11 protein-coding genes and 1 pseudogene are annotated in these 14020 nt (G+C 61.6%); 8 read left to right on the forward strand and 4 right to left on the reverse strand.

Features of this window, described 5'->3' with window-relative positions:
- Window positions 1-123: 123 nt before the first annotated feature.
- From NCT03_RS27565 to NCT03_RS27575, 3 genes are all read left to right on the forward strand, one after another.
- Window positions 124-765 (forward strand): glutathione S-transferase family protein, encoded by a 642-nt coding sequence (locus tag NCT03_RS27565; RefSeq protein ID WP_250494643.1) that lies wholly within the window; start codon window positions 124-126, stop codon window positions 763-765.
- Window positions 766-943: 178 nt separating this feature from the next.
- A complete protein-coding gene (locus NCT03_RS27570) occupies window positions 944-1723 on the forward strand; it encodes an SDR family NAD(P)-dependent oxidoreductase (protein WP_250494644.1) in 780 nt (259 codons plus the stop codon).
- Window positions 1724-1849: 126 nt separating this feature from the next.
- Entirely contained in the window at window positions 1850-3385 is a 1536-nt protein-coding gene (locus NCT03_RS27575; RefSeq protein ID WP_250494645.1) for an amino acid permease, read from the forward strand.
- Between the two features lie 25 nt (window positions 3386-3410).
- Here NCT03_RS27575 and NCT03_RS27580 read toward each other — a convergent pair whose 3' ends face one another.
- Entirely contained in the window at window positions 3411-4433 is a 1023-nt protein-coding gene (locus tag NCT03_RS27580) for a LacI family DNA-binding transcriptional regulator (RefSeq protein ID WP_250494646.1), read from the reverse strand.
- A gap of 148 nt (window positions 4434-4581) precedes the next feature.
- On the opposite strand from NCT03_RS27580, the gene NCT03_RS27585 reads away from it, so the two are divergent.
- The 5 genes from NCT03_RS27585 to NCT03_RS27605 all read left to right on the forward strand — a co-directional run bounded on the left by NCT03_RS27585 (window position 4582) and on the right by NCT03_RS27605 (window position 9862).
- The gene (locus NCT03_RS27585; RefSeq protein WP_250494647.1) at window positions 4582-5550 is read left to right on the forward strand and encodes a phytanoyl-CoA dioxygenase family protein; all 969 of its coding nucleotides are present in this window, start codon (window positions 4582-4584) and stop codon (window positions 5548-5550) included.
- A gap of 23 nt (window positions 5551-5573) precedes the next feature.
- Entirely contained in the window at window positions 5574-6425 is an 852-nt protein-coding gene (locus NCT03_RS27590) for a sugar phosphate isomerase/epimerase family protein (RefSeq protein WP_250494648.1), read from the forward strand.
- Between the two features lie 77 nt (window positions 6426-6502).
- A complete protein-coding gene (locus NCT03_RS27595) occupies window positions 6503-7858 on the forward strand; it encodes an MFS transporter (protein WP_350030178.1) in 1356 nt (451 codons plus the stop codon).
- Window positions 7859-7880: 22 nt separating this feature from the next.
- A complete protein-coding gene (locus NCT03_RS27600) occupies window positions 7881-8699 on the forward strand; it encodes a DeoR/GlpR family DNA-binding transcription regulator (protein ID WP_250494650.1) in 819 nt (272 codons plus the stop codon).
- 17 nt (window positions 8700-8716) lie between these two features.
- On the forward strand, window positions 8717-9862 hold the full coding sequence (locus NCT03_RS27605; RefSeq protein ID WP_250494686.1) for an MFS transporter: 1146 nt from the start codon (window positions 8717-8719) through the stop codon (window positions 9860-9862).
- 48 nt (window positions 9863-9910) lie between these two features.
- On the opposite strand, the gene NCT03_RS27610 is transcribed toward NCT03_RS27605, so the two are convergent.
- The 3 genes and pseudogenes from NCT03_RS27610 to NCT03_RS27620 form a co-directional block, all read right to left on the reverse strand.
- Window positions 9911-11059, reverse strand: a complete 1149-nt coding sequence (locus NCT03_RS27610) for a porin (protein ID WP_250494651.1) — start codon at window positions 11057-11059, stop codon at window positions 9911-9913.
- A gap of 324 nt (window positions 11060-11383) precedes the next feature.
- Window positions 11384-12889: pseudogene (locus tag NCT03_RS27615) on the reverse strand (argininosuccinate lyase).
- 112 nt (window positions 12890-13001) lie between these two features.
- Window positions 13002-14018: a sugar-binding transcriptional regulator gene (locus NCT03_RS27620; protein WP_250494652.1), complete on the reverse strand. Its 1017-nt coding sequence runs from the start codon at window positions 14016-14018 to the stop codon at window positions 13002-13004.
- Between the last annotated feature and the right edge of the window lie 2 nt (window positions 14019-14020).

Here is a 14020-nt window from a genome sequence, read left to right on the forward strand (position 1 = left end):
AGAAAGTCGTTCGAAATTCGGTAGGCTTGATGCCTTTCGGACGGCGGGCGCCAGGCTCGCTGCTTGCGCTGCACGCCAGGTTCATCGCGCTTCGACTTCACTCGTACTCAAGGAAACTCACTCATGCTGAAAATTCATCACCTCGGGCACTCGCAATCCGAGCGTATCGTCTGGCTGTGCGAGGAGCTCGATGTTCCATACGAGCTCGTCAAGTACACGCGCGATGCACGCACCATGCTGTCACCGCCCGAACTCGTCGCGTTGCATCCGCTGGGCGCGGCGCCGCTCATCGAAGTCGATGGCATGTTGCTCGCCGAGTCCGCGGCTATCGTCGAGTTCATTCTCGCGCGCCATGGCGACGGCAGATTGCAGCACGCGCCGGATCATCCCGACTTCGCGCCCTATCTCTACTGGTTTCACTTCGCGAACGGCAACCTGCAGCCGGTCATGGGACGCTCGATGATGATCGGCCGCGCCGGTTTGCCGGTGGATCATCCGGTGCAAACCGCCGTGCAGGGACGGCTCGATAAAGTGCTGGCGCTCATCGAAGATCGGCTGGGGCAGGCGGACTATCTTGCGGGCAGCGACTTTACGGCCGCCGACATCATGAGCGTATTTTCGTTGACTACCATGCGTATTTTTCAGCCGCTGGACCTTTCGCCGTATCCCAACATACGGGCTTATCTGCAGCGAATCGGCGAACGCCCGGCGTATCGGCGAGCGATGAAGAAGGGCGATCCCGACCTGACGCCGATGCTTACCTAGGGACATCGATGAAGCGCCGGGCGCAGGCCGGTTCCGGCGTTGTCGTTCCTCGTTGCGCGGTCTCGCCCAAAGCCCGCTACGCCGAAAATCCAGTAGTAGATCGCATTTTGGCGCAGTAACGTCGATGCACGGAGCGACCCTCTGTCGGACGCAGCTCAACGTTACCGAGGACAACGATATGGTTTCCAGAAGCGACGGCCGCCTCGCCGGCAAGGTGGCGATCATCAGCGGCGGCGCGGGTGGATGCGGCGCGGCGGCATCGGAACTGTTCGCGCAACAGGGCGCGAAGGTCGCCATCATCGACCGGGACGTGGATGCCGCCATTGCGCTCGCTTCCCGGCTCAACGAAGCGGGATTCGAAGCGCTAGGTCTGGGTGCGGACGTCTCCCGTCAAGCCGATGTCCAGAAAGCCGTCGCAGCCGCGAAAGAGCAATATGGCAACGCGGACATCCTCTTCAATCACGCCGGCACGCTGATCGTCAAACCGTTCCTCGAAATAGAGGAATCGGAATGGGACTGGCTGATGGGCGTGAACGTCAAAAGCATGTTCCTCATGACACAAGCGGTCCTGCCGCAGATGCTCGAAAAGGGCAAGGGCAGCATCGTGTGCACCTCGTCGATCTCGGCAGTCTACGCCACGCCCGGCGAAGTGCTCTACGACGCCACCAAGGGCGCATGCCACATGTTCGCCCGCGCGATAGCCGTCGAATACCGCGATCGGGGCATTCGCTGCAACGCCGTGGCGCCTGGATTCATTCGCACGCCGCACGGCATGCGCGAGCTTCGCGACCTGCAGGCAATGGGTGTCGATGCCACTGAGGCCGCCATCGCGCTTCAGCAGGGCAGGCTGTGCGAGCCGTCCGAAGTCGCTGCTGCGGCGCTCTTTCTGGCATCCGACGAAGCAAGCTTCGTCAACGGAACGCATCTCTTCGTGGATAACGGCTTCTCCGCCGTGTAAAGAATCCGGTAGCGCTTCGAAATTTGGCTACTTACCGTGCCTGTTGCGCGTCGCGCGTCAGCGTGACAGGCAATACGGACGTCGAATTCTGGTTCCTTCCCGGCAGGCATTCGTGACGGAGTGAATATGAACGCAAAGCACCAGTCTGAAGCAAGCAGCGACAGCGACGTGAGCCTGTTGCACAAGATGGGTTATGCGCAGGAGTTGTCCCGGCGCATGAACGGCTTCTCGAACTTCGCGGTCTCGTTCTCGATCATCTGCATCCTGTCGGGCGGCATCACCGCTTTCCAGCTGGCGCTTTCGGCGACGGGCGGCGCGTCCGTCGGGCTCGGGTGGCCGCTTGGCGCGTTGTTCGCGTTGATCGTCGCGGTGTCGATGGCGCAGATCGCGTCCGCGTTTCCCACAGCGGGCGGGCTGTATCACTGGGGCTCGATCCTCGGCGGCAAGCAGTTGGGATGGCTCACGGCATGGCTCAACCTGATTGGTCTGATCTTCGTCATCAGCGCGATCAACTTCGGCACCTACGATCCGTTCTTCAAGACGCTGATCGCGCCGATGTTCGGCGTTGCGCCCGAAAGCCTGACGTGGTGGCACCAGACCGCGTTCCTCGCGATCATCACGTTGTCGCAGGCGCTGCTCAATGCACGCGGGATCAAGATCGCCAGCAAGATCACCGATCTCTCGGGCTATCTTATCTTCGTCGTCACCATCGTTCTGGTCGTGGCGCTGCTCTATTACTCGTCCGTGCCGCTCGATCTGCATCGGCTCGTCACGTTCACCAACTTCACGGGCGTCGATGGCGGCGCGTGGCCGAAGCAATCGACGCCGCTCGCGTTTCTCGCGGGCCTGCTGCTCGTGACGTACACCATCACCGGCTTCGACGCTTCCGCGCACACGTCCGAGGAAACGCACGATGCCGCGCGCAACGTGCCGAAAGGGATCATCGGCTCGGTGTTCTGGTCGGCGGTCTTTGGCTACGTCATGGTCTGCACCTTCGTGCTCGTCATGCCGGATCTCACGGCGGGCATGAAACAGGGCACCGGTTTCTTCGAAGCCATTCTCGCGCCGATTCCGACGACGTTGCGCGTGTGTCTCGAACTCGCGATGTTCTTCATCAACTATGTCTGCGGGCTTGCGGCCATCATGTCCACCTCACGCATGATGTACGCGTTCGCGCGAGATGGCGGGCTGCCCGGCTCGAAGTTTTTGCGTCACGTGAGCCCGAAGCATCGCACGCCGGGCGCGGCGATCTGGACTTGCGCCATACTCGCCATTCTCATCACGCTGTATGGCGATGCCTTCTCCGTGCTCAGCGCCGGCAGCGCGGTCTTCCTGTACATTTCCTACGCGATGCCGATTGCGCTCGGCATGTTCGCCGAAGGCCATCGCTGGACCGAGAAGGGACCGTTCCAGCTCGGCCTCTGGTCCAAGCCGCTCGCGTTGCTGGCGACGGTCGGCGCGTGCGTGCTCGCGTATGTCGGCATTCAGCCGCCGAACGAAAAAGTGCTGTACGTGCTCGTTGGATTCGTGATCGCGTTGCTCGTCATCTGGTACGGCTTCGGGGTGCGCAAGACCTTTGCCGGTCCGCCGTCGATGAAGTCGGATGCGGATATGGCGCGCATCGGCAAGCTCGAAGCCGACGTCGATCAGGCAGTGCGATAGTGCTGCATGCCCGTCATGTCCCGCTTCATGCGCTGCCTCGCTCGACAATGGTAAAGCCCAGGTCGATACGCGGATTCGCGGGGCGCTTGCCTTCGAGATAATCGAGCAGCATGTCGCCCGCCAATTTGCCGATTTCAAGCGATGGAACGCGGATCGTCGTGATGCCCGGATGCGTCGCCGCCGCGATGGGCAAGTCCACGAAGCCCATGATGGCGACGTCTTCCGGCACGCGTATGCCGCGCCGCTGACACTCGAACAGCACGCCCGCGGCGAGCATGTCGCTGGAACAGAACACGGCGTCTAGGTCCGGGCGGCGTTCGAGCAGCCTGTCGAAGATCTCGGGCGCGTCGTTGATACCCATTGGCCGGTCGAGCGTGATGGCCTCGATCTTGTGAAGCCCCGACTGTTTCGCGCCCGCCCGAAAGCCTTGCAAGCGGCCGGTCGAACGGACATCCATGCTGCCGAGAAAACCGAGATTGCGTCGTCCCTTGCTTGCGAGATAGCGCGCCACTGCAGCACCGGCATCGCGATGCGAGAAACCGATACGCATGTCGATCTGATCGTTGGACGTGTCCCATGCCTCGATCACCGGAACGCCGCAACGGCGAATGCGCTTGTCCACTTCCGCCGGCGTCGATGTGCGTATGAGCATGATGCCGTCGACGCGTCGCCCGACGAAGGCATCGATGAGCCGCATTTCCTCGGCTGCGTCGTAACGGCATTGACCGAGCAGCAACTGATAGCCCTTGTCGGCCAGCGCTTGCGACAGCCCGCTGATGGTGTCCGAAAAGAACGCGTTCTCGATAGTCGGAATGACCGCGCCGATGATCTTCGACCGGTTCGACGCCAGGCTTCCTGCATTCAGGTTCTGCACGTAACCGAGTCTTTCGATGGCGGCCTGCACCGCCGCCAACGATTCGGGCGATACGAGCTCGGGCTGATTCAACGCGCGCGAAACGGTCATGCGCCCGACCTTCGCCTCGCGGGCGACGTCTTCCATGGTGGGCCGGGGCAAGGTGGGTTCGGACGCGGTGGCGCTTGTTTTCATGGTGCTTCGTTTCGTTTCGTTGGTGATCTGTGTTTCGTGCGCGAAGGGTCGATCAGGGAAGACCGCTGCTTGACACTCCGACGGTTCCACTTTACCTTAAATGGGAGCGCGCACATAGCTGGTTGCGAACCGAGCATGATGCAGTGCAATGACGTTGCCAACGCGCCGCGTCGGCGCTTGCGAATGGGAGCGCTCCCAAAAGGCAGGTCCGTTCTTTCAGGAGATGAAAGTGCTTACGAACGAGCAAGTAGAGCAATACGCCAAGGAAGGATACGTAGTCGTCACCGACGTTTTCAGCGATGACCTCGTGGAGCGCATGCGCCGCGTCACGGATGAACTCGTCGAGCAGTCTCGCGCGCTCACGGCATCGAACGATGTATTCGATCTCGCGCCCTCGCATACCGCGCAAAAGCCGCGCGTTCGGCGCATCAAGGACCCGATCAAGGTCGATCCGGTGTTCATGGAAGCGCTCAAGCATCCCAAGCTGATCGCCGCGCTGACGAGTCTTCTAGGGCCGAATCTGCGCGTGCGCAACACCAAGCTGAACCTGAAGGAAGCGCATGTCGGCGACCCGGTTGAATGGCATCAGGACTGGGCGTTTTACCCGCACACGAATCAGGACGTGCTCGCTGTCGGCGTGATGCTCGACGATTGCGAACTGGAAAACGGCCCGCTGCTGATCATTCCGGATAGCCACAAGAGCGAGATTCATAGTCATCACACGGACGGCTATTTTTGCGGCGCGATGGACCCGACGACGTCCAACGTCGACTTCGGCAAGGCGGTGCCGTGCACGGGCAAGGCGGGATCGTTCTCGATTCATCATGCGCGCGCAATCCACGGTTCCGCGGAAAACACGTCGAACCGGCCGCGCCGCTTGTTGCTGTATGAGATTGCCGCCGTCGATGCCTGGCCGCTTATCGGCGGTCCCACGCAGGACAAGAGTCTCGCGGAGTTCAACGAGCGGATCATCGCGGGCGAGCCGACTATCGTGCCGCGCATGGAGAACGTTCCGGTCATCCTGCCGCTGCCGCCCGCGCCGAAGCAAGGCTCGATCTACGAGAACCAGACATCGCTCAAGAATCGCTTTTTCGCCACGACAGCAGAGGCGATGTAGCGCGGCGTCGGAAAGGAAACCGCATGCAGCAACTCAAGGTGTATCAGTCGCTATGGGCCATGGAACGACGCCGCCCGGACGGACATGAGTGGCCGCTCGACGAGCAGTTGCGCATGGTCCGCGATGCCGGCTTCGACGGCGTGGGCGTGCGCTTCTTCGACTACGCGTATGCGAGCCGCGTCACGCACACGCTGAAGGAATACGGCATGACGTGGCAGGCGCAGTGTTATCCGCAAACCGTGGATGACCTGAAGCCGATCATCGAGCACGTGCAGGCGCTCGGTGCCGATCACATCAATCTTCAGCCGGACGTGCGGCCGTACTCGATCGAGGAGTGCATTCCGCTTATCGAAGGGTGGCGCCGGCTTGCGCACGATGCGGGCATCGCGGTTCATATCGAAACGCATCGCGACCGCATGACGACCGATTTGCTATTCACGCTGCGTCTGCTCGATTGCTTTCCTGACCTGCGTCTGACCGGCGACATCTCGCATTACCTCGTGGGCCGCGAGTTCGCGTGGCCGGTATCGGATGACAACCATCGGCTCATGCATCGCATTCTGGACAACTGCTGGGGCTTTCATGGACGCGTGGCAAGCCGCGAGCAGATACAGGTGCAGATCAGCTTTGCGCATCACAAGGAATGGCTCGATCTATTCCTCGGCTGGTGGGAATACGGTTTTCGCAGCTGGCGAAAGCGTGCTGGAAGCGATGCCGTGCTCACGTTTCTCTGCGAACTCGGCCCGAAGGAGTATGCGATGACCGATAGAAATGGCTACGAGTTATCGGATCGTTGGGAAGAAGCGCAATTGCTCAAGGGCTTGGTCGCGGACATGTGGACACGGCTCGAAAGAGAGGAAGCAACGCCGGTATAAGCAAAAGTTTGAACGAAAGAAAGCGATGAAGTGCGTCATGCCCGAACGCATCGAGGACAGCAGACAAGCCCGCCCCAATCACAAGCAGCCGAAGAAGTCTCGAAGACACGAGACGAAGGAGACAAGCGATGAAGGATGCAGCCCTCGAGAGAGCCGAGTCATCGGGTTCAGCTCGCTGGATCAGGATCACGCTCGTGATCTTTCTCATGTACACCATTTCGTATTTCGACCGGACCAACATCGGCCTCGCGCTGCCGTTGATCCGGCGCGATCTCGGCATGGATGCGACCCACGCCGGCCTTGTCGGCGGCATCTTTTTCTGGGGCTACGTCATCACTTTTCTGGCGGGCGGATGGCTCGTATCGCGCTTCGGCGCACGCAAGGTCGTGCTCGTGTGTCTCATCTGCTGGGGCGCGGCGGCGATGGCCACCGGGCTCGTGCGAACGATGAATGAGTTGATGGCGGTGCGGCTCGTGCTCGGTGTGGCGGAAGGGCCGGTGTGGGCGTCCGCTTCGAGTCTCACGGCGTCGTGGTTCACGCGGCGCGAACGCGGCAAGGCTTTCGGCTTCTGGACTGTCAGTTCGCCGCTCGGCGCGCTGCTTGCCGGACCGATCTCGGGCTTTCTGCTCGCGCATCACGACTGGCGCGCGATGATGATCATCGAAGGCTTGCCCGCGTGGATTTGGGCAGTGGTCTGGTGGTCGAGCATTCCGAAGAACATCACGGCCGCCAAGTGGCTCACCAACGAGCAAAAGGCCGGACTCTCGCGCGTGCTCGCCGACGAGCAGGCCGAATTCGTGGATGTCTCATCGCAATCGGGCATCCGTCGTGTCCTGGGGCTGAAGGCGACGTGGTTCCTCGGATTCGGCTTCGCGATGATCAACCTCGTGGTCTATGGCTTCATGCTGTGGCTGCCGAGTTCGATTGCTGCGGCGGCGCCGAACCTGGGGTCGGTGGAAGTCGGCTTGCTTTCGGCGTGCCCGTGGGCGGCGTGCATCGTCGGCATTCTGGTGGCGACGCGCAGTTCGGATGCGCGTCAGGAGCGGCGGCTGCATGCGGGCGTGCCGATCATCCTTGCGAGTGTGTTGTTGCTTGCGGCGGCCAACGTGCCGGCGACATCGCTCGTGTTGCGAATGTCGTTGTTCACCGCCATGGGCTTCTTCCTCGAAATGTTCCTTCCGCTCATCTTCACGTACGTGACCGAGCTTTTGTCGGCCGCCGATGCGATCGTCGCGACTGCCGTCATTGGTGCGTTCGGCAATCTCGTCGGGGGTTTCGTCGGGCCCACGCTCGTCGGAATGCTCGCGGGGAAGGGCGGTGACTTTCAGTATCCGTTCTCGGTCCTGGCGTGTTTCGGGGCGCTCGGCGGCGTGCTGATACTCTGCGCGCGGCCGCATCGGGAAGTCGCCGCGGAGGTGCTTGCTACGAGATAAAAGAGCTGAGTGATGCACGTTCATGCACGTTTACATTCTTGTTCGTGCACGGTATGCTGCGCGCATGAACCCCGATCTCCCACTCGCCCGTCGCGACGAACTGGCCAGCCGTCTGTCTTCTGGCCAGTCGCTCGTCGCCGCTAATCTCGCCGTCGAATTCGCCGTATCTGAAGACGCCATCCGCCGCGATCTTCGGGCGCTGGCGTCCGAAGGCAAATGCCGTCGCGTCTACGGCGGCGCGCTGCCGGTTTTGCCGGCTGCGCTTCCCATGGCGGCGCGCATCGACATGGACGCCGACCGCAAGCGCATCCTCGCGCAAACGGCCGCGTCCCTCATTCAGCCGGGCCAGTTCCTGTTCCTCGACAGCGGCAGCACCAACCTCGCGCTTGCGAACATCCTGCCTGCGGAATTCGAGCTCACGGTGGTCACGAACTCCGTCGATATCGCTGCTGCGGTGTTGCGACGAACGGACCTGCAACTCGTCATGACCGGCGGCTTGGTCGATCAACACGTAGGCGGCAGCGTCGATCCCACTTCGGTGGAGTTCGTCAGGCGCATGAGCTTCGATATGTGCTTCATCGGCGCGTGCGCGGTATCGACGTCACGCGGCATCAGCGCATTCGGCTTGAGCGACGCTGCGTTCAAACGCGCGGTCGTCGCTGCAAGCGCGCAGAAGGTCGTGCTCGCCACGACCGCGAAACTTCATGCGCGCGCGCCTTATAGCGTGGCGAACATGAAGGAAATCGACTTCCTTATCATTGAGGAAGATGCACCGGGTGATGTGCTCGCGGCGTTGTCGAAGTCCGGCCCGACGGTGATGACCGCGGTGGAAAAATCATGAGCGAGGCCAATCTGGGGGTGTCGTCCAATCGCTCCGGGACGCGTCTTGCCACACGTCTTGCGTTTCTCGTGGCCGGCTTCAGCATTGCGTCGTGGGCGCCTCTCGTGCCGTTCACGAAGAGCAGGCTCGGTGTCGACGACACCACACTCGGCCTGCTGCTTTTGTGCATCGGCTTAGGCTCGGTCCTGGCGATGCTTCTCGCGGGCATGCTCACCGCGCGCTACGGCAGCAAGCCGGTAATCGTGGCCGGAGGCGTGGGACTCATCCTGACCTTGCCGTTTCTCGCGGTCGTCAATACGCCGGCTGAATTAGGCATAGCGCTGTTTTTGTTCGGTGCATCGCTAGGCTCGCTCGAAGTGGCAATGAACGTTCATGCCGTCGAAGTCGAACGTGACGCGGGACGGCCGCTCATGTCGGGGTTCCATGCCCTGTTCAGCGTAGGTGGGTTCGCCGGATCGAGTCTTATGACGTTCCTGCTGTCGATGCATGTCGGCACGCTGGCGGGCACCCTCCTTTGCTCGGCACTCGTGCTCGGAACGTTGGTCCTTGCAACGCCCAGACTTCTGCCTTATGCAAAGAGCGAAGGCGGGCCTATCTTTGCCGTGCCGCGCGGCATCGTGCTGTTGCTCGCCATTCTCGCTGCCATCACGTTCCTCGCCGAGGGCGCGGTGCTCGACTGGAGCGCGCTGCTCGTCTCGGACACGGGTCTCGTCGGCAAGAACGAAGCGGGGCTCGGATACGTCCTCTTTTCGATTGCAATGACAGGCGGGCGTTTATGCGGCGATGCCGTCATCAAGCGGCTCGGCGAGCGCGCGGTCATGTTCTGGGGCGGCGTGCTGACCATCGTCGGGTTCGTGCTTCTGCTCACGGTTCCCATCGCCTTCGTTGCGCTGGGCGGCTTCGTGCTGGTGGGGCTTGGAGCATCGAACACGGTCCCGATTCTTTATCGTCGAAGCGGAACGCAGCGGCTCATGCCACCCGCGCTTGCGGTAGCCGCGGTGACGATAGTGGGTTACGCCGGGATTCTGTCAGGGCCTGCGGGAATCGGTTTCATAGCGGGACAAGTGGGCCTTCCCGGCGCCTTCTGGGTCGTCGTCGTTTTGCTGTGTCTCGTGCCGTTATGCGCGCGGACCGTGACGGCCAAGCAAAGCGACGCTCGATGAAGATGCAGCCAGCTATCGTGGCTGCATCCCGACGAGCGCTCGAACCAATCAGAACCGATGCCGCAGCCCAACCGTTCCGACCACCTGGTTGGCCGTGGACGAAGCGCCGCCCGAGGTATTGATGAAGGCCACGTATTGCGCGCCGATTGCGTGCTGATACATCGCTTCGGCGTACACGTCCGTGCGCTTGGAGAACGAGTAGATGGCTTGCAGATTGACCTGGTTGTATTTCGGATCGTCGCCGAAAGTGCGGCTGTTGGCGGCGTGGCCGTCGGTATAAGTATCGGCTATACCGAGACTGATCGCGGGCGTCAGCGCATACTTCGCGTTCACTTCGTAGTTATAAAAGCTCATCGCGCCGTTCACCGAGTTGAACGATGTCGTGCCTTGATAGACGCTGCGCGTGAACACGAAGCCGATGAGCGCCGGACCGTACGCATAGTTCGCGCCGGCGCCGAGCACCCATTCGCGCGATGCGCCGACCACGAAGCCGCCGGTCCCATTGGCGGTCGCTTCGGCGACATCGATGGCACCGGCCGTGTTCGCGCCGTTCGAGCCATTGATCTGCAGATAGCCGACCGCGACGTTGAACGGTCCGTAGCTGTAACTGCCGCCCGCGCTGTAGGCGCGATTCATCGAAAAGTCCGTGCTGTTGGAGAACGCGTACAGTGCTCCGAACTTGAGTCCGGCGTACGAACTGCTCATGTACTTGACCGCGTTGCTCATGCGGACCGAGTGATTGAGGTTGTCGTTATCGAACGGATGGGCGAAGCCCGTGTCGCCGAACGAGCCTGCGGTTGCGGACAGCGGCGCGACGAAATCGACGAGCGAATCGTACTGGCGTCCCAGCGTCAGCGCGCCATAGTCGCTCGATGCAAGGCCCACATATGCCTGACGGCCGAACTCGCGTCCGTTCTGGCCCAGGCGGCCGGTCTGCAGGTTGAAGCCGTTCTCGAGCACGAAGATGGCCTTCAATCCGCCGCCGAGATCTTCCGAGCCACGCAGTCCCCAGCGGCTGCCGTTGATATTGCCGCTCGTGGCCTGCCAAAGCGAGCCTTGCGAGCCCCCTTTGGCGACGTTATTCGTGTACATCAGGCCGGCATCGATCAAGCCGTACAGCGTGACCGAGCTCTGCGCCCGTGCGTTAGCGCCGATCAACAGCAATGGCAGCATCCATGCGATTCGCGTTTTTTTCATGCCTGCACTCCGGACGAGTTGACGGGGACTCTGTCGAGAGGTTAGCGACCGAATCGTCAAATGCAAAATAGCCGCTTGAACACATGATGAAGATGTTGCGATATCGCCGATTCGGCTCGCGGTCGAGCGCGCTGTCGTAATGACGAAATATTGAAGGACTATCGTTTTCGCGCGTTTCGGGCAAACGCGGGTACAAGCGCATTTACCGCATTCATCAGATGTACGGATTGGCGAAAGCCGTTGCAGAGCGCCCCAGAAAGAAGGATTGTCACCGGCAAAGCGACAAGCCGCACCAGTGCGATACGCTCGAGCATGTAAGCAGCTTCAATGCCCGACCATCTTGCCGAAGTCATTGTCGAGCCGCGCCAGCGAACTCGCGATATGCGCGCGATTGCTCTTGATCCACTTGTCCTGCTCGGCGATACGCGCATTCGCATCTTTCAGCATGCGCGTCATTTCCGAAGGCTGCGGGCCGCCCACGGTCGCGCGATCGTTCACGATCGCCACCGGGTCCAGCGTCGAGCGGAACTCGGCTTCGCTCATCGGAAAATCACCGGCGTAGGGCGTGCCTTCGACCGTTTGCCTGTAGATGCGCTGCGCATCGGCGTAAGGAAAGTCGAGCGGCTTGATGTCCTTCTGCCGCGCATATTCCACCACGTTCGACGCAAAATGATGGCCGACCCGGAACGGCAGTTTGTACTTGCGCATGAGGACATCGGCGACTTCCTGCGATGCCGTCCAGTCGCTATTGAGCTCTTCAAGTGCGCGGTTCGGGTCGATGACGAGCGAGTTCAGCACCTCGTCGAAGCCCTTGAGCGCTGCAATGCCGCTTTCGATCATCTCGTTGTTGGCCTTCACGTCCTTCGGATCGCTCATGCCCGGCGGCAGGTTATGCGCTTGCATCACGACGCCTTCCGCCTGCGAGATTGCCGTCGATGCGTCCGAGCGCGTGCGAATCAAAAGCCCCGGGTTACGCTTTTGCGGCATGGCGCTCGATACGTACGTATTGGCGCCGCCTTCCTGCAAGAGAATCCAAGGGCGCGACTCGGCGTATTACGTCATCACGTCCTGAATGAAGGCGCCGGTATGCAGCGCCACGCTCGTGACGACCGCACCAGCCTCCACGGGTTCATCGACGGAAGAAATCTGCGACGCGTCGTACGCGTTGTCGACGAGCGCATTGAAGCCGAGATACTGCGCCATGCGCTCGCGATCCAGCGGCCAACTCGTACCGTTCAGCACTGTCGTTCCCATCGACGAACGGTTCACGCGCTTGTATGTCTCGCGAATTCGCTGCGCATCGCGGTCGAGGCCGGCGGCGAAGCCTAGCAAGTAATGGCCATAGCTGTTGGGCTGCGCGGCCACGCCGTTCGTGTAGTTCGGCACGACCACGCTCTTGTATTTGTCGGCGAGGCGCACGATGGTGGCGGTCGTGGTGTTGAGCTGATCGGCGAGATTGAGCAGGTCGTCGCGCAGGATCGCGGAACGGTAAGTCGCGTGCATGTCCTGACTGGAGCGTCCGGCGTGCAGTAGCGTGATGTCTTCGCCCGCTGCCTTGATCAGAAGCGGCTCGAAGGTAATGACGGTTCGCGGTCGCTTCGCGCCGGGCTGGTCGCCATCGGCGATGACCTTGGCGACGCCAGCGGCCAGGCGCGGCGCCATCGATTTGTCGAGCAAGCCTTCGCTCGTGTTGATGACGACGGTCGCCTTGTTGATCTCGCCGAGCCAGAAGAATTCATCGTGAGGTGGAACCTGCTGCGCAAACGCCGGCGACGCGGCAAACATGGCAAACACGACAGCAGCAATCGATGCGCGTCCAAGCAATCTCATGGTAGGAATTCGCGGATTGGGAAGTCGCGATTATAGGAGCGCAACGGCTTTGTTTGCTGGGCGCCCGGCTTGGACGGATTGTTCTGCCTTCCCCGAGCGCCCAATTCACGCGTCATGCCAATCCGTCAGTCAACTGCATCGACTTCGCCAGCGCGAGCGCCGTGTCGCCGTCGATAACGAGCCCCGTGACGATGCCACTGCGCAGCAACGCAATCGTCGCGCGTACTTTTTCCAGACCGCCCGTCAGAAGCACGACATTGCGACCGCGTAATTCGTCCGTGGCGATGGCGACCGTCCGTTCGCTGAGCGGATGCTTGATCTCGCGGCCGTCGATATCGAACAGCTTGCCGAGCGAATCGCAGACGGCGCCGCTTTCCTGGATATTTCGCAGCTCGTCCGCCGTCATGATGTCCTGTGTCCGCAGCACCGACGTTTCCTCGAGTTCGCCCACGCTGATGAGATAAAGATCGGCATTCTGCGCGAGATGCATTGCGTCCTGCACGATGCGCTGCTCGAAAAAGACCTTCCGGTCCGCCACCGAATTGGCGATGAACGGAACGGGCAAAAAGTGCACCTCGCCGCCGGTGCGCGCCGCGAAGAACTGCACGACTTCGAACGGGTTCGATGTCGAGTTCCGCTTGAGCGACCCGAGCAGCGAGACGAATCGCGCCTGCGGATTGCGCACGCCCGCAAGCTGCGTCGCCACTTGTTCTATCGTGCGTCCCCAGCTCACGCCCACGGTAATGGGCCCGTCCAGCAGCTTGCCCTTCAGAAAGCTCGCGCCCGCCGCGCCGACCGCGCGCCGGCTGATGGCCGCGCGAATGCGATCCGCTTTGGGATCGGCGGGCCCGTCGGCGAATCCCAAGGTCGGCGTGGCAATGCAGAAGTCGAGGCCGAAGCAACGCGCAATGGCCTGTTCGACTTCGATATCGCGCGCGGATTCGTGATTGATCGTCACGTTGATGAGCCCGCGATCGCGCGCCTCGGACAGCAGGCGATTCACGCGGCTGCGATGCAGACCGAGCCGCGAGGCCGTCTGCTCCTGATTCAAACCACCGACGTAATACAGCCACGCAGCGCGGACGATCAGCGCGTCGTCGGACTCGTGCGCAAGGTTCAGCTCCAGCATCA

The sequence above is a fragment of the Caballeronia sp. GAWG1-1 genome (assembly GCF_023631465.1).
GTDB lineage: Bacteria > Pseudomonadota > Gammaproteobacteria > Burkholderiales > Burkholderiaceae > Caballeronia.